This is a genomic window from Sphingomonas sp. P4_G3 (assembly GCF_056401105.1).
Window position 1 is genome coordinate 406,661 of the sequence record NZ_JBFUJZ010000003.1, and the last position, 18,923, is coordinate 425,583.

An 18,923-nucleotide genomic window follows, 5' to 3' on the forward strand; every position below is an offset into this window, starting at 1 on the left:
CCGACTTATTTGCCGCCGAAACGATGCTGCACCGCAACATAGTGCTTGTCATTAGCCCTTTCCACCCCCAAATCGCGCGGCGCTCTCGGCAACCGGCTTGTCGCGGGCCAATTGTCGTGCTCGTGCGTTGCCGCTAAGCGGCCATTATTTCCGGGCAGGTCCGATTGGAGACTAAACTGCCGCATTTGGATGAACAGATTTTGGAGCGTCGATGAACAGCGGCTTTGTCGGGGCATCCAGCAATCCTGCCGCCGGTCTGGCGCCCAAGATTGTTGATGCGGCCGAGGACCTCGCCGGGCTCGAACCCGTCAGGAGCCTGAAGAGCCGCTGGCCGATGATCATCGCCGGCGTGCTGAGCCTGGCGATGATCGCGGGGCTGGCGAAGCAACTGCTCGGCTCGGGCCTGGCCGGGTTCAGCCACGCTGCGCCCAACAGCTGGCTCTATTACATCGCCTTCGCGTTGCTCTACATTTCGCCGCCGACCGGCGATTACATCATCTTCCGCCGGTTGTGGAAAATCCCCTTCGAGGGATTCGGCGCTCTGATCAAGAAGCGCATCGCGAACGAGGCGGTGGTCGGTTATTCGGGCGATGCCTATTTCTACGCCTGGGCGCGGCAACGCGCGGCGATGGTCGCGGCCCCGTTCGGGGCGGTCAAGGACGTCTCAATCCTGTCGGCGATTTCCGGCAACATGATGACCTTGGTCATGACCGCGCTGGCGCTGCCGTTCGCGCTCGAGGTGCTGCCGCCACGTTATTATACCGGCCTGGCCGTCGGCATCCCCGTCGTGATCGCGATGTGCCTTCCGTTCCTGATCTTCTCGCGCAAAGTGTTCTCGCTCGACCGCAAGACGCTTTGGTGGATTTTCTGGATTCATGCCGCGCGCCTGACGGTCGGCTGCGTGCTGATCGCCTTCGCCTGGCATTTCGGGCTGCCCAATGTCGGCATCGGCGCCTGGCTGATCCTGTCCGCCGTGCGCATGCTGGTGTCGCGCCTGCCGTTCGTGAACAAGGATCTGGTCTTCGCGACGATGACCAGTGCGATTCTCGTTCACAGCAACAGCAACGCGACCAATGTCGATCTCGCCAATTTGATCGCCTTCACCACCGCGCTGACCCTCGTGGTCCATGTCGCCTTCGCCGCGTTCTTCGCGGTCCAGGCGCTGATCAAGCGCCAGATCTAGGCCGCGCGCGATGCTGGTCGTCGACGTCAACGAATTCTACTCGCCGACCGGTGGCGGCGTGCGGACCTATATCGACCGCAAGATGTCGATCATGGCCGATATGGGCCACGAACTGATCTGCATCGCCTGCGGCAAGGAAGACCGGGTCGAGGAACGCGCTGGCGGCGGCAAGATCATCTATATCAAGTCGCCGGGTCTGCCGTTTGACAAGAATTACGGCCTGTTCTCACGCTACGAGCCGATCTGGCGCTGGCTCGACCAATTACAGCCCGACGTCGTCGAAACCTCGTCGCCATGGCGCCCGGCCTGGATCGTCGGCAAATGGCAGGGGAGCGCGCTCAAGTCGTTCTTCATGCACAACGACAATATCGCGGCCTATCCGATGCGCTGGCTCGAGGGGCTGGCTCCGCCCGAGCAGATCGAGGAGGCCTGCGCCCTCTATGCGCGGTACATGAACCGCTTTCTGACGCTTTACGACACCGTCGTCACCAATGGCCCGGCGCTCCAGAAGCGGCTGACTCGGCGCGGCGTCCGGATCGATGCCGCGATGACCCTGGGCATCGAGCGCAGCCATTTCTCACCCGGTCTGCGCGACGAAAGGTTGCGCGCGGCGATGCTGCGGCAGGTCGACTTGCCGCCCGAAGGGCATCTGCTGATCGGGATCGGCCGCCATCATGGCGAGAAGCGCTGGCCGCTGGTGATCGATGCGGTGCGCATGGCGGGCGACAAATTGCCCGTCGGCCTGATGCTGCTCGGCACTGGTCCCGAGAGCAAGCGGCTTGAGGCGCGGATCGACGGCAACCCGCATATCCGGCTGTTCCGCCCGGTTTACGAACGCAACGAACTGGCGCGGATCATGGCGAGCGCCGACGCGCTGATCCATGGCTCCGAGGCCGAGCCGTTCGGGCTGGTCCCGTCCGAGGCGATGGCGTCGGGCCTGCCGCTGATTGTCCCCGATACCGGCGGCTGTGCCGAGGTGGCAGACCCTCTGACCAGCGAAACCTATCGCGCGCGTGACGCCGTGTCGGCCGCTGCCGCGATCCAGCGCTTGTTCGCGCGCGAACCCGCTATCCTGCGCAAGGCGGCAAAAGTCGCGGCCGGCCGCGTCCGCACCGACCGCGAGCATGCCGTCGACCTGATGGCCTATTATCAGTCGCTGATCGACGCGCGTGACGGCGCCGGCGTCAGCGCAGCACGTAGAGCGTAAACTTCCCGTTCAACCGCGCGATGCCGACTGCGTGGGGCGCCGCCCATGCCGCGAGCTTCGCCTCGAGCGCGGCATCGCCACCTTCGGCATCGGCATCGCCACCGACCAGCACCGCATCCGGCAGTGCCGCGCCGTCCAAATTCTTCGCCGACACCAGGTTGAGTGCCCGCTCGCTAGCCGGGTCGAGCAGATCGTGGCTGCGGAAATAGAACGGCCCCGGTGCGAACCGCGGATCGATCGCTCGACCGGTCGCGGCGACATATTGCGGCGACAGCGTCGCGACCATCCCGGTCACGCCTTGCTGATCCATCGCCGCGGTCAGCCGCGCGCCGTCGGTCACCGCATTGGCCATCGGCGCGCCATGCTCGGCGGTCAGCACCACTGCCTCGACCGACGGCGCCAGACCGGCGAAGAAGAACACCGCGAACGCAATCCGCTCCCAGCGCGCAGGCGGCCTGCTTTCCCACAATAATGCCAGCCGCACGAACAACGGCGGCAGAACGGGAAGCAGATATTGCCGCCAGGTCGGCTCGGGCAGCAACGCTGCGACCAGCCCCGCCACGATCAACATGTCGAGCAGCCGCGCCAGGCCCTGCTCGTCGCGCCGCCAGCGCGCCGCGACCGCGACGATCGCCGGCAAGGCCGTGCCGAGCGCGAGGAATTTGAGCGTGTCGATCGCCTTGAACCCGAGCGACAATTTGAACGCGCGCCCGGCATCGCGGTACATCTGGTCGGGAGCGAGCGCCGGAAAGGTCAGCATCTCGAACCGCGCCGCCTCGGGCGCTTGCGCGACCATCCAGCCGATCAGCGCGATTACCGGCAGCGTGCCGAGCGCGATCATCACCGGACGATGGCGCCGATCGAGCAATGCCCAGACGAAATAAGCGACCGCCGGGATCGCGTAGCTGATCTTGGCTCCCGCAGCGAGCGCGAGCAGGAACCCGGTCAGCAGCGCGTGGCGCGTCGAGCCTTGCCCTTGCGCCGCGCGCACGATCAGCACCAGCGCACCCGCCAACGCGGCGGCGGGAAGCGCATCGTTGCGCGCGGTCCCCGCACTGAACAGCAGGACGTCGGTTCCTGCAAACAAGCCGGCGACGATGATCGCCATCCGCGATGTCACGCCCGCCGCCCGCGCCGCACGACCGACCATCAGCACCGCGATTACGCCGAGCACCGCATTGAGTACTCGCAGTCCCGGCCAGGCCAGTGTCCCCAGGCCGACCGCGAAGGGTGCGAACAACACCGGCTGCAACGGCGTCTGGAAATAAGCGAAGTCGCGCCACGGCAATGCATTGCGCGCCAGGATCGCGGCGGCGACATATTGGCTCTCGTCATGATTGACCGGCCGCAGCACCGACAGCACCGCGAACAGGAAGATCAGACCCAGGACCAGCGGCGCGCCCGCTTGCCCCCCACGCATCATCCGTAGCAACATGGCCGCGTCCGTACCGGACCTGTCACGAACGCGCCACATGAAGCGCGCAAGGGAACCGGCGTTTAGATTGGTTTTCGCGGTGCCGGCCCGCTCCCCCACCCGGCCACCCATAAGATACTGCCGTTGGGTGTTCTCGTCACCGGCACGTTGGGACTGGGTGCCTGGAGCGTCCCAGGGTTCGCGCAAACCACCAACGTCACCAACGCGACCGGCTTCACCCATTCGGTCGCGAGCGGCGAACCGGCCAGCGACTCGATGCTGTTATGGACGCGCTACGTCCCGGCCGACGGCAAGCCCGTCCATCTGACGGTCGAACTGTCCGAACAGGCCGATTTCGCCAAAATCGCGGGCAACGGCATGGCGATCACCGGACCGTGGCGTGACTGGACGACCAAGATCACCGTCGATGGCCTCAAGCCGGGCACCAATTATTTCTACCGCTTCGTCGGTCCCGATGGCTCCAAATCGCCAACCGGCCGGACGCGTACGCTGCCGACGGGGCCGCAGGCCAATGCGTTCAGGGCGGCGATCTTCTCCTGCTCGAACATGCCGTTCGGCTATTTCAACGCTTATGGTCACGCCGCGGCGCGCGACGATCTCGACCTCGCCATCCATCTCGGCGACTATTTCTACGAATATAAGACCGGCGGCTATCCCGCCCCCAAGGACACGGTGCGTTCGACCGAACCGGCCAACGAATTGGTCCATCTCGCCGATTACCGCATCCGCTATGCCAGCTATCGCAGCGACCCCGACCTCCAGGCGCTCCACGCCCGCCTGCCGATGATCGTGCAATGGGACGACCACGAATCGGCCAATGATTCGTGGGAAGGCGGCGCGGAGAACCACCAGCCCGACGAAGGCGACTGGACGCTGCGCAAGATGGCCGCGATCCAGGTCTATCGCGAATGGATGCCGGTCAGCGACGAGCCGTGGAAAGCCTATGAAATCGGCGATCTCGCCACGCTGTTCCGCACCGAAACGCGCGTGCTGGCGCGCACCGAGCAGCCCGATATCGCGCCCTTGTTCAAGGCGGCCGACCCGGTCGCGGCGCTCAAGGCGTTCCGCGATGGCCCTTGGATGGATCCCGCCGCGACGATGATGGGGACGCAGCAGGAAGACTGGCTGTTCCACGCCATGCGCCGATCGGTCGCGGCAGGGCAGAAATGGCAGTTGGTCGGGTTCGGCACGATCCTGGGCGAGACGGTGATGCCCGCCGCCGCGCTTGGCTGGGTCGACCCGAACGCCAGCGAGCGGGCGAAGAATTACGTCCTCGCCGGTATCCAGGCGGGCAAGCTCGGCCTGCCGTTCAATTACGACAATTGGGGCGGCTATCCGGCCGCGCGCGCCCGTTTCCTGCGCGCGGCGCAGGGGACCAATGCCAATCTGGTGGTGATTTCAGGCGACAGCCACAATGGCTGGGCGTTCGATCTCAAGCAGGATGGCAAAGCGGCGGGCGTCGAGTTCGCCGGGCACAGCGTGACCTCGCCCGGCTACGAGCACGAAGTGAAGGTCGATCCCAAGACGGTCGCCGCCGGGCTGGTCGCAGGCAATCCCGAACTCAAATGGTGCGACACCTCGCACCGCGGCTACATGGCGCTGACGATCACGCCGGAGAAGGTGTCGAACGACTGGCTGTTCGTCGATACGGTGCGGGCGAAGTCGCGCAATGCGGTGGTCGGGCATAGCACGAGCGTTGCGCGTGGGCGGAATGTGATGGCGTGACCGAATTCCTCTCCCCTTGGGAGAGGAAGGGAGCCGCGCAGCGGCGGAAGGGTGAGGGCAGGTTGGAGCAACGCTCTGCCCTCACCCTTCCGCGCCCTATGGGCGCTCCCTCCCTCTCCCGAAGGGAGAGGGAAATTTACCCCCGAACCGCGGTCAGGAAATAGTCGAGCTTGGTGTCGTCGCTTACCTTGAACCCCTTACCCGGCGAAAAGCTCAGCCCGCTGACGTCGATCACCTTTAGTCCCGCATCCTCGACCAGCTCCGTCAGTTCCTCAGGCGTCAGGAACTTGCTCCAATCGTGCGTGCCCTTGGGGATCATCCCGCTGCCTTCACCTACCGTGATCATCGCGAGACGCGACAGCGCGGTGCGGTTCGGCGTCGACAGGATCATCAACCCGCCTTCGGCCAGTGCGGTAGCCAGCCCCGCGACGAACGCCGCCGGGTCGGTGACATGCTCGATCACTTCCATGCTGGTGACGAGGTCGAACCGCTCTCCGGCCAACAGCTCGACACTGCCCGCGCGATAATCGATCGCCAGCCCCAATTGCGCCGCATGCGTGCGCGCCACGCCGATATTCTCCGCCGCGGCATCGATCCCGGTGACCTCGGCGCCTAGCCGCGCCAGCGGCTCGCACAACAACCCGGCACCGCAGCCGACATCGACCGTGCGCTTCCCCGCCAGCGGCGTGAAGCTCGCCAGATCGCCACCCCAATGCGCATCGATTTGGCGCCTGATATAGCCCAGCCGCGGCGGGTTAAGCCGATGGAGCATCGCCGACGAGCCTTTGGGATCCCACCAGTCGCGCGCCAATTTGCCGAAATGCGCGGCTTCCTCGGGGTCGATAGTGGTTACAGACGTTACGGTTGCGCTTGCCATCGCGGCTTCCTATCAGGCGCGCCTCTCCAATCCAAAGGACTTCCGCTCCTCCGATGGCCGCGACCCCTGCCCGTATTGTCATGAAGTTCGGCGGGACGTCGATGGCCGGGATCGAGCGAATCCGCAATGTCGCCAATCGCGTCAAGCGCGAGGTCGATGCCGGCAACCAGGTCGCCGTGGTCGTATCGGCAATGGCCGGCGAGACCGATCGGCTGGTCAATTTCTGCCGCGAAGCGTCGTCGCTCTACGATCCGCGCGAATATGACGTGGTGGTCTCGGCGGGCGAACAGGTCACCAGCGGATTGCTTGCGATCGCGCTCCAGGCGATCGGCGTGCCGGCGCGGAGCTGGCTCGGTTGGCAGTTGCCGATCCACACCAGCGACGCCCATGCCTCTGCCCGGATCGAGGAGATCGACACTGCCGCGCTCGACCTCGCGCTCTCCTCGGGCCAGGTCGCGGTGATACCCGGATTCCAGGGCGTCGCCGACAGCGCCGACGGCGAACAGGGCCGCGTCACGACGCTTGGCCGCGGCGGATCGGACACGTCGGCGGTGGCGGTGGCGGCGGCGATGAAGGCCGATCGCTGCGACATCTATACCGATGTCGACGGCGTCTACACGACCGACCCGCGTATCGTGCCGAGGGCGCGCAAGCTCAAGAAAGTCACGTACGAGGAAATGCTCGAGCTCGCGAGCGTCGGGGCGAAAGTGCTCCAGACGCGCTCGGTGGGCCTTGCGATGAAGGAAAATGTCCGCGTCCAGGTGCTGTCGTCGTTCACTGGCGACGACGCGCCGATGGCGGATACATTGCCCGGGACGATGATCGTGGGCGAAGAGGAGATCGACGACATGGAACGCCAGCTGATCACCGGCATCGCGCACGACAAGAACGAGGCGAAGATCACGCTGACCAACGTGTCCGACACGCCGGGCTCGGTCGCGGCGATCTTCGCGCCGCTCGCCAAGGCCAATATCAACGTCGACATGATCATCCAGAACATCGCGCACCAGAGCGCTGGGCGTGCGGGGTCGACCGACGTCACCTTCACCGTCCCCGCGGTCGACCTGGCGCGGTCGATCCAGGCGCTGAACGAGGCCAAGGAATCGATCGGGTTCGAGGAACTGGTCCACGACACCCGCGTCGCCAAGATCTCGGTGGTCGGCGTCGGGATGAAGAGCCATGCCGGCGTCGCGTCGAAGATGTTCACCACGCTCGGCGAGCGCGGCATCAACATCCAGGCGATCTCGACCAGCGAGATCAAGGTCAGCGTGCTGATCCACGAGGACGAGACCGAGCTCGCGGTGCGCGTGCTGCATACCGCTTATGGGTTGGATGCCGAGGAAGCGGCGGCCTGAAGCACGCTGAACAGGCTCACGGAGCGGCGCACGCTTGACTGTGTGGCGGCGAACCGTGTTTGTTAGGTCAACTGCAAGATCGCTTAGGGGGAGAGAGGTTCGTGCCTGATTCAAACACCGTGCCGGCGCCGGCCAATCCTGCCGCTCTTGGCCTCGTGGGCTTTGGCTTCACGACGATATTGCTCAGCCTCATCAACGCCGGCCTGCTTCCCGCGGGTGGCGAAGGCGTGGTCGTGCCATTGGCGCTCGCTTTTGGCGGGCTGATCCAGCTCATCGCCGGCTTGCTCGAAGTCCGGCTTGCCAACACCTTCGGAATGACGGCCTTTCTGAGCTATGGCGCCTTTTGGCTGTGGTTCGGCCTGCTGCAGATTTTCGCGCACACCGGCGTGATCGATATTTCGTCGGCGGGTCCGACGGTCGGGGTCGCGCTATTGTTGTGGGGCGTGCTGACGCTCGGTCTCTGGATCAGCACCTTTCGATTGGCGCGCATCGTCTTCCTGATCTTCCTCACGCTCTGGCCCACATTCTTCCTGCTGGGACTGGGCGCGGCGCTGGGGCAGCCCGCTTTGGGCCATCTCGGCGGGTGGCTCGGCCTGCTCTGCGGATCGCTGGCGATGTACGGCAGCTTCGCCTTCGTCACCAATGCGACCTGGGGACGACAAATCGTGCCGGTCGGCGGCCCTGTCGTTTCCTGACATTCGAAGTGCCTGCGCAGGGCCCGAGACTCACTCGCCGATAAGATGAAGCGCGAGGTGCCGCCGATGCGGTGCCCGACGGTGCTCGAACACATCATTGCCTGCCGAATGCCGGGGATCAACCAATCGGCGGGATCGACGGCCCGGCCTGATCAGCCGCATCTCGCCCGTGACTGTCCGCCACGGGCGAGATGCGGCTGGGCCGTTGGAGGCACAAAGCCTAGAGTCGCCGTCCGCAGGCGCGCGACGAGCGTGGTGACGATGGAAGGAGGCTCCCGCCATGACCATAGATGAGCAAATCCATGCCTATATTGCCGGGCAGCCCCAGCCGAAAGGCGATGAGCTGCGGGAGCTGCACGAGCTCATCCTGCGCATCTCGCCGACCTGTAAAACATGGTTCCTGGACGGCAGGAACGAGGAAGGCAAAACAGTTTCCAATCCGAATATTGGATATGGAACCCAGACGATCGAATATGCCGATGGTAAAACCAGGGAATTTTACCAAATCGGCCTGAGCGCGAATACGACCGGAATATCGGTCTATATAATCGGCGTAGAAGACAAGAAATACCTCGCCCAGACTTATGGCCAAAAACTCGGAAAAGCATCTGTGACTGGCTATTGCATCAAATTCAAGAAATTGAAGGACATCAATATAGATGTGCTTGAGGAGATAATTCGATTTGGGTTGGGCGTCCGGAATTAGAAGGGCTGCTCACTCGCCGATGAGGTGAAGCGCGAGGTGCCGCCGATGCGGTGCGCGACGGTGCTCGAACACGTAGATTCCCTGCCACGTCCCGAGTGCTAGTCGGCCGCCGATCATCGGGATCGTCAGGCTGGTCTGGGTCAGCGCGGCGCGCAGATGCGCGGGCATGTCGTCCGGTCCTTCGTCGTCATGTTCGTACTCGCGTGATTCGGGCGCGATGCGAGCGAAATAGCGTTCGAGATCGCGGCGCGTGGCAGGCGCGGCATTCTCCTGGATCAGTAGCGACGCGGAGGTGTGGCGGATGAATAGCGTCAGCAGACCGCTATCGATACCAGTGCCCTCGACCCAGCGCCGCACCGCGTCGGTGCAGCCGTGCAATCCCTGACCGCGCGTCTCGACCGTCAGCTCGGTATTATCCTGCCGCATGACGCGGGCTTGCCCCAAACCCCCGGGCAAGGCTAGGTCCGGCGGCATGACATCCCCTTCATCGATCGGCGCCGAGCGCCTCAAGCGGCGCATGGCGCGCGGCGTGGATTTTCTCGGCTCCGAGGTCGCGATCCTGTGCGGCGCGATGTCGTGGGTGAGCGAACGCCATCTCGTCTCGGCGATGTCCAACGCCGGCGGGTTCGGATTGATCGCATGCGGGGCGATGACTCCCGAATTGCTCGATAACGAGATCGCCGAGACCAAAAAGCTCACCGCCAAGCCGTTCGGCGTCAATCTGATCACGATGCACCCGATGCTGTTCGACCTGATCGAGGTCTGCAGCAAGCATGGGGTCGGCCATGTCGTGCTGGCCGGCGGCCTGCCCCCGACGGGGTCGCTCGACGCGATCAAGGCAAACGGCGCCAAGCTCATCTGCTTCGCTCCCGCGCTCGCACTCGCCAAGAAGCTGATCCGCTCGGGCGTCGACGCCCTGGTCGTCGAGGGCATGGAAGCCGGCGGGCATATCGGCCCGGTATCGACCAGCGTGCTGGCGCAGGAAATCCTGCCCGAAGTCGCCGAGCAGGTGCCGGTGTTCGTCGCCGGCGGGATCGGCCGCGGCGAGGCGATTGCCGGCTATCTCGACATGGGCGCGGCCGGCGTCCAGCTCGGCACGCGCTTCGCCTGCGCGACCGAATCGATCGCCCACCCCAATTTCAAGAAGGCGTTCTTCCGCGCCAATGCCCGCGACGCGATCGCCAGCGTCCAGATCGACCCGCGCCTGCCCGTCATCCCGGTCCGCGCGCTCAAGAATGCCGGCACCGAATTGTTCACCGCCAAGCAACTCGAAGTCGCGCAATCGCTCAACGACGGCACGGTCGAGATGGCCGAGGCGCAGTTGCAGATCGAACATTATTGGGCCGGCGCGCTGCGCCGTGCGGTGATCGACGGCGATATCGAGCATGGCAGCCTGATGGCCGGCCAGTCGGTCGGCATGGTGAAAGAGGAAGAACCAGTCGCCGACATCATCGCGCAATTGATGGCCGAAGCCGCGCACGCGCTGGAGAAGCGCGCGGCGTAGCTCGCGCGCAGCCCGATTATCCCGCCGTCGCCCGCCGGAAGCCCCAGCGGACGATCATCGCGACGATCACGCCGAACACCAGCATCGCCAGGACATTGAGCAACAACCAGACCAGCGAGATATGCGCCGGCTTGGGGCCGAACGCCGATAGCGGCACGACGATCAGGTTCATCACGACGAACACGCCGAGACCGAAGGCCAGACCGGCCAGGACGGGGCGCGTCCGTAGCCAGGCGAGCCGCGTCGCGGCGGCGGCGTAGATGCCGGCGATCGCGATCGACATGGCGAGCTGAAGCGCAAGCCCCAAGGTCACCGTCCCGGTGCCACCGGCATAGGATTTCATTCCGATCAGCCCGCTGGCGATGCCCTGAAGGATCAGCGCCGGGCCGACATGGTTGATGAGCGCCGCCGCGCCGATGTCGATCGTGCCGGCGACGAGGCCGGCAATCACGGCCGCGCGGGTAATTTCGATCGTCTTGTCCATGGTTCGAACTCCCTCACGAAAACAGATGATTGTCCTCTGATCGGACGGGCTCAGCATGGTCGCCGCTATGGATACGATGCGCTTTGGCTTGCACTTCGCGGTCCGGTGCCGACAATGGCGTGTGCCCGACTCAGAAACATACATACAGTTTGTATGAAAATGGAACGCCGTACGCAAGCCGAACGGACGACCGCCACGCGCGGCGCACTGATCGCGGCGGGGCGAGCGCTGTTCACCAAGCGCAGCTATGCCGAGGTCAGCGCCGAGGAGATCGTCGCGGCGGCGGGCGTCACGCGCGGCGCGCTCTACCATCATTTCGAGGACAAGAAGGGCCTGTTCGCCGCGGTGTTCGAGGCGATCGAGGAGGAGACGATCGCCCGGCTCGCCGCCGCCGGCAGAGAGGGTGGCGCACTCGACCGGATACGTGACGGAACCAAAAAGTGGCTCGACCTGTGCCGAGAGCCCGAGGTGCATCGCATCGCGCTGATCGAGGCACCGGCCGTGTTGGGCTGGGAACGCTGGCGCGCGATCGGCGACCGCTACAGCCTGGCGCTGGTCGAACATCTGCTGAGCAGCGCGATCGCAGCGGGGGAAATCCCGCCGCAACCGGTGCCGCCGCTGGCGCACATCCTGCTCGGCATGGTGCGCGAAGGCGCGCTGTTCCTGGCGACCGCCGCCGACCCCGCACAGGCGCAACGCGATGTCGGCCGCGTGGTCGATCACTTGCTGCTGGGGCTGGCTCGGCCGGACTGCGCGGCAGCCTGACGAGCAATAGCAAGCCCGTCAAAATAGCGTTCAGGCGCAGGTCGTGCGCTGGTTGAGGCACAATGTCTTGGTCCAGCCGACCCCCGATTTGATGCGGATCTTCACGAAATCGCCCGCACAGCCGAGCAGATAAGCGGGTTGGTCGCCAATCTCCCCTGCCAGAATCTGCGCAGCGCGTTCGTCGTGGTCGGCACGGATCGGCTCTCCGTTGACGAGCCCATCGGACCCGAGGACGGAGCGGTGCATATAGCCGCTGCCGCGGAAGATCGTCTTGCGCGCGTCGCCGACTAGATCGGCGCGGTCGATCGCGAACCAGTCGCCCGCCTGGCCCACGACATGGACCTCTATCCAGTCGTCGCCCGTGCGCGGTGTGCGCAACGTCGCGGCGACAGCGCCGCCGGGGGTCTTGCGCACATTGGTGCCGGCAGGATCGGGATCGATCACGCTGACCATGACGTTGCACGCGGTGGCGGCCGGCGCGGCCGCTTCGAGCGAGCCGAGCGGCCATAGCAGCAGCGGAGCGGCGCAGAGCAGGAGCTTCATCGGGCATCCTCCGAAATAGCGCGGCCGGCCGGACCGCCATGCCGGGAGCATGGCGGTCGATCACGATATCGGCAACTCGTTCGCGTCGGATACCCGATACGAGCAAGGCTAGGACACGTCGAATTGCTCGGTCTGATTGGCCCCGATTACCTCGATCCCCCTGGTGCCGGTGATACCGGTGAGCGGCAAGGAGACATGATACGGTTTCACCGCGTCGAGGCAGATACCGCCAGCCAAGGTGCCGACCACCTCGATGCCCCAATAATCGGGCTGGCGGATGTAGATCAGCGGAACGAGTTTGACGGTCATGTTGAAACACGGCGCGGTGCCGGTGACGATCAGGAAAAAGGTGCCGTTGACGATCCCTGGTACCACCTCGGCGCTCTCGAACGCGATCACGCGGCTGCTTTCGGCGGCCTTGGTCGATTGCATTAGTTTTTCGGACATCGCTCATCTCCCCACGACTCGCCCGCTGGGCGGGACGATCAAGTTCAGGAGACGATCATTCGCAATACTTTGGAATATCTTATCGTGTCCATTATGGTCGGAGCCGTTATTCAAACATTATTTCAGACATTTGGTTTCGACCACTAGAGCCGGATTAGATCGCCTTCATGCCCACCGTCCCTGGTCGCGCCGTGGCGAGGCGCCACACTTCCTGCAGACCCTGAAGCACCAGGATCGCGCCGACCACGATGATCGCCCAGTGGATGCCGATGTTCACGCCACGATCGATCTGCGCCAGTTTGTCGGCGGGGAGCGTGCCGCTCGCGGTGAGCCAATGGCCCGCCTGATAGATCACATAGGCCAGGCCAAGCCCGCCCGCCGCGGTGGCGACCGCGAGCGCCGCCAGCAGGGCTTTCCAGCGCGGGCGCAGCCATTGGACGAGGTTGAACACCAGGCGCGCGACCAACAGCGCGAGCACCGGCCACCAGATTGCGGTCCAGATCGGATCGGGCGTCAGGGTCAGTCCCTTCACGTTGCTGTAATAAGCCGGGAACGGCACCAGGCCGCACCACCACAGGATGAAATAGACCCCGATCGCGACCTCGAACGCCGATCCCCAGACATTGGGTTGCTTGTCCTTGACCTCGGGCAGGTCCTGCGGCCGCCATTTGGCGAGATGGTCGGCGGGGAAGCCGGTGCGTTCGAGCGCGTAGAACACCGCGGCGACCGTGCCGAAGGCGAGCATCGCCGAACTGAACAGGTTGGACATCGCGCGGCCGAGGGCATGGGCGATATCGGCATGGCCGAACACCACGCTCGACGCCGCGGTGACCGCGAAGGCCAGCGCCAGGACCATCGCGACGATGCGCAAGGTCGCGACGAAGAACGGAAAGGCGTCCGGCCCGATCAGATATTGCTGCGGCCGATAGCGCGAGGCGACGATCAGCGGGTGACCGACCTCCTTGATCAACGCGGCGACCTCTTTCCTGTCGAGCGGGCGGCCGAGCGCGTCCTCGCGCACTTCCTGGCGGGTGAGCAGGTCGTCGCGAATCTCGGCAACGATATCGTCGGCCTTGTCCGCCGGCAGGCGCCGCGCGATCGCGGCGAGATAGCGGTCGATCAGGTCCATCTCATTTGTCCTTTTCGGTAAGGCGCAGGATCGATTCTGAAATCGCATTCCATTCGTGGAGCAGCGCGGCGAGCGTGTCGGTGCCGTCGATCGAGAGGCGGTAGAAGCGCTTGGTGCGCTTGGCCTCCTCGCGCCATTCGCTGATCAGCAGGCCCTGCGATTCGAGCCGGCGCAGCAGTGGATAGAGCGCGCCCTCGTCAATCAGCAGCCCGGCATCCTCGAGCGATTGGCGCAGCGTATAGCCATAGCGCTCCTCGCGCAGCGCCCCGAGCACGGCGAGCACCAGCGATCCCCGCCGGAGTTCGACGCGCAGTTTCTCGAATGTGTCGTCATCGACCGGCATGAGCTGTGCTTCACATAGTGTGTGATATACACTGTATGATGCACAGTAATTGAAGAGTCAAGGCCGGCAATGCCAAGGGGTGTGCGAGAGCGGCGATGGAGAGCGCGATGGATAAGGAACGCGGCGGGTTGCCGGTGCTGGACTTCGTCGATGCCGAAGCGTGGGAGACGTGGCTGGCGACACGCGGCGGAAATGCCGCCGGCCTGTGGCTGAAGATCGCCAAGGCGGGCAACGCTGCGTCGAGCCTGACCAAGGCGCAGGCGATCGACGGCGCGCTATGCCATGGCTGGATCGACGGCCAGATCGACAAATATGACGAGGCTTGGTTCCTGACCCGCTTCACCCCGCGCAAGCGCACCAGCAAATGGTCGGAAAACAACCGCAAGCGCGCCGAGCAGCTGGCGGCGGACGGCCGCGTAGCCCCGGCGGGACTGGCCGAGATCGAGGCGGCCAAGGCCGATGGGCGATGGGACACGGCCTATGCCCCAGCCTCGACCGCGGCGGAGCCGGAGGATTTGACGGCCGCACTGGACGCGGCGCCCGCCGCGCGGGCGTTCTTCGACACGCTGACCGGGGCCAACCGCTACGCGATCTTGTACCGCGTGCAGACCGCGAAGAAGCCGGAAACGCGCGCGGCGCGGATCGCGAAGTTCGTTGGGATGTGTGCGCGCGGCGAAACGATTCATTGAGGCGATCGGAAATGGCCGTGTCCGGACTGACGGCTTTCTCGCGCACGTCTCTGACAAGTTGAGCCCGTGGCGATTGCCATGATATTACGTTTGTCGGAATAGGTAATACCTCATATGGTGAGCCTATGGACCTGCTCGCCTCGTTTCGCACCGCCCGCCGCCTGGCCACCTGCCGTCATTCCATGGCGCTGATCGGTTCGGTATTGCTGCTTGGCTCAGCGCCTTCCGGGCCCAATTTGCCGCAGTTCGCGCACTGGATCGACGGTGCAACGGCGAACGAACCCGAGACACAGGTCCAGATGATCGATGCCAACACATTCGTCATTCGTCAGTCGGTCGAAACCAACTTCGAAGCGCCGTTCCTCTATCTGCTGTTCGGCAAGGATCGTGCGCTGTTGATCGACACCGGCGCAGGAGGACTCAGGATCCGTCCGACCATCGACCGGATAATAAGCGAATGGCGGACAAAACATCGCGATCGTTCGCTCCACCTCATCGTTGCGCACTCGCACGGCCATGGCGATCATCATGCGGGTGACGATGAATTTCGCGATCGTCCCGACACCGACATTGTCGGCCTCGCGCCGGAAGATGTCGCGACCTTCTTTCGTATCAAGAGTTGGCCAAAGGACGTCGCTCGCTTCGATCTCGGCGGGCGCGTTCTCGACATTATCCCGACCCCCGGCCACCAGCCGGCGCACATCATGGTCTATGATGTGCGCACACAATTGCTGTTCTCGGGCGACATGCTCTACCCGGGTAGGCTCTACGTGCCGCGTGGACAGTTCGGCCAGTTCCGCGCGAGCGTCGACCGGCTAGCCGCCTTCGCGGCCAGCCATCCGATTCGCGCGCTGCTCGGGGCGCATATCGAGATGACCAATGCGCCCGGGCAGGACTATCCGATGAAGGCCGCGGCGCACCCGTTGGAACACCCCCTCCCGCTGCCGCCGTCGGCGATCGGAGAACTCCAGCGGGCGGTTGCAAAGATGAGTTCGGCGCCGATGGTCGATCGGCATACCGACTTCATTGTCTATCCGCTTCCGCCACAACCCGCTTCCTGAGTCTCTTCCGGTCCTGGCGACCTCAGATGCGCAGCCCGCAAAGGGCAGCTGTGATCAGAAGCGACACGCCGCCCGCGCATAGAAGACCGGACGCCCATAGACGGTTCGCGGACGACGGCCTGACGCCGTGCGCCAACAAGACCGTGCGCAAGCCGCAAAAGACGTGGGCAATGACGAAGAAGACGCCGAGCGCATAATGCGGCAGCAGCCTGATGTTCCACGCGTCCATTAACAGACCGTCCGGGGCGCCCGTCGCCCAGGCCCAGTCGGTCGGGATGTTGTACACCCATCGCGCCGAGACGAAGGCCGAGTTGAGATGGGTGAGAATGAACCCCGCGAGATACGCGCCCGATCCGACCTGTAGCACCCCCGCGGCATCGAGCGGACGAGCGCTCCATCGCCATGCCAGCTTGACGCCGCTCGCAACCTGGAAAAGCAGGATCGCGACGAGGACCGGTTCGACGAATCGAGAGCGATACACGACCCGCCCTATCGCCATCACCTGCGCGTGCATGACGGGTCCGAACAATCCGAACAGATGGTTGGTCAGATGGAAAGCCACGAAAAGGAGGATGGCCAAAGCGGAGATGCCATGCGCCACGCGCAAGCGGCCCGTCATGACCCCCGGCGGTCGCGGTTGCCCTTTGGAACTCGCGACCGCAGCGCCGATGCCGAGTCCGAGCCACAGGATAGACCAGGTCCATAGGTCGGGGACAGGAGAGTTGACCAAACTCGAAATCACGCCGGTCGACACGAACAAAGGCGGTGCCGCCAAAGCGACGAAAGCGACGCGGCGTACAACCGGTAGCGCATCGCCAGATCGTTCCGCGCAGCGCCAGGCGAAGACCAGGCATGAGAGGGGCAGAGCGAAGGCGAGGATCAGCCAGATTGCCGGAACGACGCTCCGGGGCTGCGCGACGATTGCCTCGTGGAAAAGGCGCAACGTCCAAGGATAGGCGAGCGCCATGCCGATGGGGATCCATGGCAGCAGGCGCTTCGGCCAGCCGCGTTGGCGACCGGCATCCGCGCTTTCGGCCGAAATGCAGGGTTCGGGCAATTGAATCCCCGTTTGTTTGGACGAACCTGATGGTCAGCTCGGCGCGCTCGGGACGCGGCGGCTTGGCTCGAATAGGTCAGCGATGGCCAGAATCAGGCGACCGAGCGCCGCAGGGCATGATCTTCCGGATCGCGCGCCCGGACATTGTCGATTGCCCAGGCGCCAGGGCCGGCCGCTGCGAAATAAAGGAAGATGAAGCAATAGAGGATGGCCGCAGTCCCCATGTTCGCGACCGGCCAGAATCCCATCGGCACGTGGAACCCCCAATAAGCGACCGCCATCATTCCCGACAAAAGGAAGGCAGTCGGACGGGTGAAGAGCCCGACGATGAGCAGCATGCTTCCGACGAACTCGAGCAGACCGGCCGCGAACAGCCAGGGCGCCATTTCGGGCGGTGGCGCGGGCATCGGCAATGCCGGCCATTCAAAGAGGTGGTATACCCCCGCCTCCAGGAACAGGAGTGCGGCGACGATCCGCAAGATCGCCAAAAAATATGCCGAACGGGCTGCGAGAACCTTCATTGTCCATCCTCCTTCGCTGTTTGCGACCAGTTCATTGCGTACTCGGCGGCGGCATATCCCGACCGCCCGAGTCGACACGCGCCCACCGTGGTGCTCCATGACAGCGGCCCGCATCAGCGGCCCCGCGTTGATTTACTACGGTATGACGTATATTACGGTCGACCGTAACACTTTGAGGTCATCATGTCAAAACAGCACGAGGAGACGGACCGTTTGGACAAGGTTCCGGCCGACCTGGCTGCGGCCCTGAATGCGCATAGCGAGGCCGTGGTGCTGTTCCATTCGTCGGTTGCCCAGAGCATGGGCCTCGACCCGTCAGCCTATAAGACGCTGTTTCTGCTAGGCCGCCTGGGCCCGCTCAGCGCAGGGGAGATCGCGAAGGAAACCGGGCTGGCGACCGCGTCGGTAACCGACCTGATCGATCGCCTCGTTGCGAAGGGTTATGTCAGCAGAGGCCCCCACCCCACGGATCGGCGGCGGATCGTCGTGACGCTGAACGAAGCTTCCGTGACGACCTCGCGTCGCGGCTTCGGCGTGCCGAACCCGTCTTTGGCCGAACTATGCGAGCGCTACGATGGCGAGGAGCTGGAGCTTATCGCCGACTTCCTCAAGCGAAACGCGCAAAGGCTGAGGGACGATCTGGCTGACACCCTGGTTTAGCCGAGGCCGTAACGGCGTTTGTCCCCGTCAATCGGGCAGCACAATCCGAATGGCCCGCGTTCCGATCGGCGCGCCGGTCGACCGATCGATGGTGACGGGGTCGATCTCGCTGCCCGCCTCCGCGTCGAAGAAGCGGGTCACGCCGTCGCCATTGCGGTGCTTCCGGCCCCAGGCGCTGATCGCGAACAACACCGGCAGGAAGTCGCGTCCCGCTTCGCTCAGCACGTATTCGTCGCGCGGCGGGCGTTCCGAATAGCGCCGTTTTTCGAGCAGCCCCTCCTTGGTGAGCATCGCGAGGCGACGAGTCAGGATCGTCGGCGCGATGCCCAGGCTTTTGCGGAACTCGTCGAAACGGGTGAGCCCGGCATGGGCATCGCGCAGGATGAGCATGCTCCACGCATCCCCCACCAAAGCGAGGCTGCGGGCGATCAGGCAAGGTTGTTCCGAGAGATTCGACATGTCAGTATCTTTTTAGTAGTGACTTAATATCGAATCGATAGTAACAGGGTTCGCGACGGTGTTCCACGACAAAGTGAA

Annotated in this window: 22 protein-coding genes; 11 read left to right on the forward strand and 11 right to left on the reverse strand. The window is 64.4% G+C overall.

What is annotated here, in order from left to right; genetic code table 11:
• The first annotated feature begins 211 nt into the window (after window positions 1-211).
• Window positions 212-1,183, forward strand: coding sequence for a hypothetical protein (locus AC1DQQ_RS09940; protein WP_478042621.1), 972 nt, complete (start codon window positions 212-214; stop codon window positions 1,181-1,183).
• Between the two features lie 10 nt (window positions 1,184-1,193).
• On the forward strand, window positions 1,194-2,390 hold the full coding sequence (locus tag AC1DQQ_RS09945) for a glycosyltransferase (RefSeq protein ID WP_478045059.1): 1,197 nt from the start codon (window positions 1,194-1,196) through the stop codon (window positions 2,388-2,390).
• Here AC1DQQ_RS09945 and AC1DQQ_RS09950 read toward each other — a convergent pair.
• Window positions 2,368-3,825: a DUF2029 domain-containing protein gene (locus AC1DQQ_RS09950; RefSeq protein WP_478045061.1), complete on the reverse strand. Its 1,458-nt coding sequence runs from the start codon at window positions 3,823-3,825 to the stop codon at window positions 2,368-2,370. The two genes, AC1DQQ_RS09945 and AC1DQQ_RS09950, sit on opposite strands and share 23 nt — an antisense overlap.
• Window positions 3,826-3,948: 123 nt before the next feature.
• Here AC1DQQ_RS09950 and AC1DQQ_RS09955 point away from each other — a divergent pair, with 123 nt between their 5' ends.
• Window positions 3,949-5,550 carry an alkaline phosphatase D family protein gene (locus tag AC1DQQ_RS09955; RefSeq protein ID WP_478045063.1) on the forward strand — a complete coding sequence of 534 codons (1,602 nt, stop codon included), beginning with the start codon at window positions 3,949-3,951 and terminating at the stop codon, window positions 5,548-5,550.
• 136 nt (window positions 5,551-5,686) lie between these two features.
• Here the strand turns inward: AC1DQQ_RS09955 and ubiG are convergent, their stop codons facing one another.
• Window positions 5,687-6,427, reverse strand: a complete 741-nt coding sequence (gene ubiG / locus AC1DQQ_RS09960; protein ID WP_478045064.1) for a bifunctional 2-polyprenyl-6-hydroxyphenol methylase/3-demethylubiquinol 3-O-methyltransferase UbiG — start codon at window positions 6,425-6,427, stop codon at window positions 5,687-5,689.
• Between the two features lie 53 nt (window positions 6,428-6,480).
• Between ubiG and AC1DQQ_RS09965 the strand changes: the two genes are divergently transcribed.
• The 3 genes from AC1DQQ_RS09965 to AC1DQQ_RS09975 all read left to right on the forward strand — a co-directional run bounded on the left by AC1DQQ_RS09965 (window position 6,481) and on the right by AC1DQQ_RS09975 (window position 9,183).
• Window positions 6,481-7,782, forward strand: coding sequence for an aspartate kinase (locus tag AC1DQQ_RS09965; protein WP_478045066.1), 1,302 nt, complete (start codon window positions 6,481-6,483; stop codon window positions 7,780-7,782).
• 101 nt (window positions 7,783-7,883) lie between these two features.
• A complete protein-coding gene (locus AC1DQQ_RS09970; RefSeq protein ID WP_478030979.1) occupies window positions 7,884-8,477 on the forward strand; it encodes an acetate uptake transporter in 594 nt (197 codons plus the stop codon).
• Between the two features lie 280 nt (window positions 8,478-8,757).
• Window positions 8,758-9,183: a DUF1801 domain-containing protein gene (locus AC1DQQ_RS09975; RefSeq protein ID WP_478042627.1), complete on the forward strand. Its 426-nt coding sequence runs from the start codon at window positions 8,758-8,760 to the stop codon at window positions 9,181-9,183.
• Window positions 9,184-9,192: 9 nt separating this feature from the next.
• On the opposite strand, the gene AC1DQQ_RS09980 is transcribed toward AC1DQQ_RS09975, so the two are convergent.
• Complete coding sequence (locus tag AC1DQQ_RS09980; RefSeq protein ID WP_478042629.1) at window positions 9,193-9,609, reverse strand: secondary thiamine-phosphate synthase enzyme YjbQ; 417 nt, start codon at window positions 9,607-9,609, stop codon at window positions 9,193-9,195.
• Window positions 9,610-9,655: 46 nt separating this feature from the next.
• On the opposite strand from AC1DQQ_RS09980, the gene AC1DQQ_RS09985 reads away from it, so the two are divergent.
• The gene (locus tag AC1DQQ_RS09985) at window positions 9,656-10,687 is read left to right on the forward strand and encodes an NAD(P)H-dependent flavin oxidoreductase (protein ID WP_478042630.1); all 1,032 of its coding nucleotides are present in this window, start codon (window positions 9,656-9,658) and stop codon (window positions 10,685-10,687) included.
• Window positions 10,688-10,703: 16 nt separating this feature from the next.
• Here AC1DQQ_RS09985 and AC1DQQ_RS09990 read toward each other — a convergent pair whose 3' ends face one another.
• Window positions 10,704-11,171 (reverse strand): hypothetical protein, encoded by a 468-nt coding sequence (locus AC1DQQ_RS09990; protein ID WP_478042631.1) that lies wholly within the window; start codon window positions 11,169-11,171, stop codon window positions 10,704-10,706.
• Window positions 11,172-11,330: 159 nt separating this feature from the next.
• On the opposite strand from AC1DQQ_RS09990, the gene AC1DQQ_RS09995 reads away from it, so the two are divergent.
• The gene (locus tag AC1DQQ_RS09995; protein WP_478043472.1) at window positions 11,331-11,936 is read left to right on the forward strand and encodes a TetR/AcrR family transcriptional regulator; all 606 of its coding nucleotides are present in this window, start codon (window positions 11,331-11,333) and stop codon (window positions 11,934-11,936) included.
• 30 nt (window positions 11,937-11,966) lie between these two features.
• On the opposite strand, the gene AC1DQQ_RS10000 is transcribed toward AC1DQQ_RS09995, so the two are convergent.
• From AC1DQQ_RS10000 to AC1DQQ_RS10015, 4 genes are all read right to left on the reverse strand, one after another.
• Complete coding sequence (locus tag AC1DQQ_RS10000) at window positions 11,967-12,479, reverse strand: hypothetical protein (protein ID WP_478042634.1); 513 nt, start codon at window positions 12,477-12,479, stop codon at window positions 11,967-11,969.
• Window positions 12,480-12,587: 108 nt separating this feature from the next.
• Window positions 12,588-12,926 (reverse strand): hypothetical protein, encoded by a 339-nt coding sequence (locus tag AC1DQQ_RS10005; protein ID WP_478042635.1) that lies wholly within the window; start codon window positions 12,924-12,926, stop codon window positions 12,588-12,590.
• Window positions 12,927-13,080: 154 nt separating this feature from the next.
• Window positions 13,081-14,055: a hypothetical protein gene (locus AC1DQQ_RS10010; protein WP_478045067.1), complete on the reverse strand. Its 975-nt coding sequence runs from the start codon at window positions 14,053-14,055 to the stop codon at window positions 13,081-13,083.
• Window position 14,056: 1 nt separating this feature from the next.
• The gene (locus AC1DQQ_RS10015; RefSeq protein WP_478042638.1) at window positions 14,057-14,398 is read right to left on the reverse strand and encodes a PadR family transcriptional regulator; all 342 of its coding nucleotides are present in this window, start codon (window positions 14,396-14,398) and stop codon (window positions 14,057-14,059) included.
• A gap of 107 nt (window positions 14,399-14,505) precedes the next feature.
• On the opposite strand from AC1DQQ_RS10015, the gene AC1DQQ_RS10020 reads away from it, so the two are divergent.
• Window positions 14,506-15,087: a YdeI/OmpD-associated family protein gene (locus AC1DQQ_RS10020; protein WP_478045068.1), complete on the forward strand. Its 582-nt coding sequence runs from the start codon at window positions 14,506-14,508 to the stop codon at window positions 15,085-15,087.
• Between the two features lie 125 nt (window positions 15,088-15,212).
• The gene (locus AC1DQQ_RS10025; RefSeq protein WP_478045070.1) at window positions 15,213-16,148 is read left to right on the forward strand and encodes an MBL fold metallo-hydrolase; all 936 of its coding nucleotides are present in this window, start codon (window positions 15,213-15,215) and stop codon (window positions 16,146-16,148) included.
• A 22-nt stretch (window positions 16,149-16,170) separates the two neighbouring features.
• On the opposite strand, the gene AC1DQQ_RS10030 is transcribed toward AC1DQQ_RS10025, so the two are convergent.
• Both AC1DQQ_RS10030 and AC1DQQ_RS10035 read right to left on the reverse strand, forming a co-directional pair.
• Window positions 16,171-16,908, reverse strand: a complete 738-nt coding sequence (locus tag AC1DQQ_RS10030) for a hypothetical protein (RefSeq protein WP_478045072.1) — start codon at window positions 16,906-16,908, stop codon at window positions 16,171-16,173.
• Between the two features lie 389 nt (window positions 16,909-17,297).
• Window positions 17,298-17,726: a DoxX family protein gene (locus AC1DQQ_RS10035; RefSeq protein WP_478030998.1), complete on the reverse strand. Its 429-nt coding sequence runs from the start codon at window positions 17,724-17,726 to the stop codon at window positions 17,298-17,300.
• 183 nt (window positions 17,727-17,909) lie between these two features.
• Between AC1DQQ_RS10035 and AC1DQQ_RS10040 the strand changes: the two genes are divergently transcribed.
• A complete protein-coding gene (locus AC1DQQ_RS10040; RefSeq protein WP_478031000.1) occupies window positions 17,910-18,386 on the forward strand; it encodes a MarR family winged helix-turn-helix transcriptional regulator in 477 nt (158 codons plus the stop codon).
• A gap of 27 nt (window positions 18,387-18,413) precedes the next feature.
• On the opposite strand, the gene AC1DQQ_RS10045 is transcribed toward AC1DQQ_RS10040, so the two are convergent.
• The gene (locus AC1DQQ_RS10045) at window positions 18,414-18,845 is read right to left on the reverse strand and encodes a winged helix-turn-helix transcriptional regulator (RefSeq protein ID WP_478031001.1); all 432 of its coding nucleotides are present in this window, start codon (window positions 18,843-18,845) and stop codon (window positions 18,414-18,416) included.
• Window positions 18,846-18,923 lie beyond the last annotated feature (78 nt).

Excerpts from the sequence above, each read along its gene's own strand:
- AC1DQQ_RS09950 (WP_478045061.1), bottom strand. The coding sequence starts at position 3,825 with ATGTTGCTACGGATGATGCGTGGGGGGCAAGCGGGCGCGCCGCTGGTC.
- AC1DQQ_RS10005 (WP_478042635.1), bottom strand. The coding sequence starts at position 12,926 with ATGTCCGAAAAACTAATGCAATCGACCAAGGCCGCCGAAAGCAGCCGC.
- AC1DQQ_RS10025 (WP_478045070.1), top strand. The coding sequence starts at position 15,213 with ATGGACCTGCTCGCCTCGTTTCGCACCGCCCGCCGCCTGGCCACCTGC.
- AC1DQQ_RS10020 (WP_478045068.1), top strand. The coding sequence starts at position 14,506 with ATGGATAAGGAACGCGGCGGGTTGCCGGTGCTGGACTTCGTCGATGCC.
- ubiG (WP_478045064.1), bottom strand. The coding sequence starts at position 6,427 with ATGGCAAGCGCAACCGTAACGTCTGTAACCACTATCGACCCCGAGGAA.
- AC1DQQ_RS09985 (WP_478042630.1), top strand. The coding sequence starts at position 9,656 with ATGACATCCCCTTCATCGATCGGCGCCGAGCGCCTCAAGCGGCGCATG.
- AC1DQQ_RS10035 (WP_478030998.1), bottom strand. The coding sequence starts at position 17,726 with ATGAAGGTTCTCGCAGCCCGTTCGGCATATTTTTTGGCGATCTTGCGG.
- AC1DQQ_RS09965 (WP_478045066.1), top strand. The coding sequence starts at position 6,481 with ATGGCCGCGACCCCTGCCCGTATTGTCATGAAGTTCGGCGGGACGTCG.
- AC1DQQ_RS10040 (WP_478031000.1), top strand. The coding sequence starts at position 17,910 with ATGTCAAAACAGCACGAGGAGACGGACCGTTTGGACAAGGTTCCGGCC.
- AC1DQQ_RS09975 (WP_478042627.1), top strand. The coding sequence starts at position 8,758 with ATGACCATAGATGAGCAAATCCATGCCTATATTGCCGGGCAGCCCCAG.
- AC1DQQ_RS09940 (WP_478042621.1), top strand. The coding sequence starts at position 212 with ATGAACAGCGGCTTTGTCGGGGCATCCAGCAATCCTGCCGCCGGTCTG.
- AC1DQQ_RS09995 (WP_478043472.1), top strand. The coding sequence starts at position 11,331 with ATGGAACGCCGTACGCAAGCCGAACGGACGACCGCCACGCGCGGCGCA.
- AC1DQQ_RS09990 (WP_478042631.1), bottom strand. The coding sequence starts at position 11,171 with ATGGACAAGACGATCGAAATTACCCGCGCGGCCGTGATTGCCGGCCTC.
- AC1DQQ_RS10000 (WP_478042634.1), bottom strand. The coding sequence starts at position 12,479 with ATGAAGCTCCTGCTCTGCGCCGCTCCGCTGCTGCTATGGCCGCTCGGC.
- AC1DQQ_RS10015 (WP_478042638.1), bottom strand. The coding sequence starts at position 14,398 with ATGCCGGTCGATGACGACACATTCGAGAAACTGCGCGTCGAACTCCGG.
- AC1DQQ_RS10010 (WP_478045067.1), bottom strand. The coding sequence starts at position 14,055 with ATGGACCTGATCGACCGCTATCTCGCCGCGATCGCGCGGCGCCTGCCG.
- AC1DQQ_RS09980 (WP_478042629.1), bottom strand. The coding sequence starts at position 9,609 with ATGCGGCAGGATAATACCGAGCTGACGGTCGAGACGCGCGGTCAGGGA.
- AC1DQQ_RS10045 (WP_478031001.1), bottom strand. The coding sequence starts at position 18,845 with ATGTCGAATCTCTCGGAACAACCTTGCCTGATCGCCCGCAGCCTCGCT.
- AC1DQQ_RS09945 (WP_478045059.1), top strand. The coding sequence starts at position 1,194 with ATGCTGGTCGTCGACGTCAACGAATTCTACTCGCCGACCGGTGGCGGC.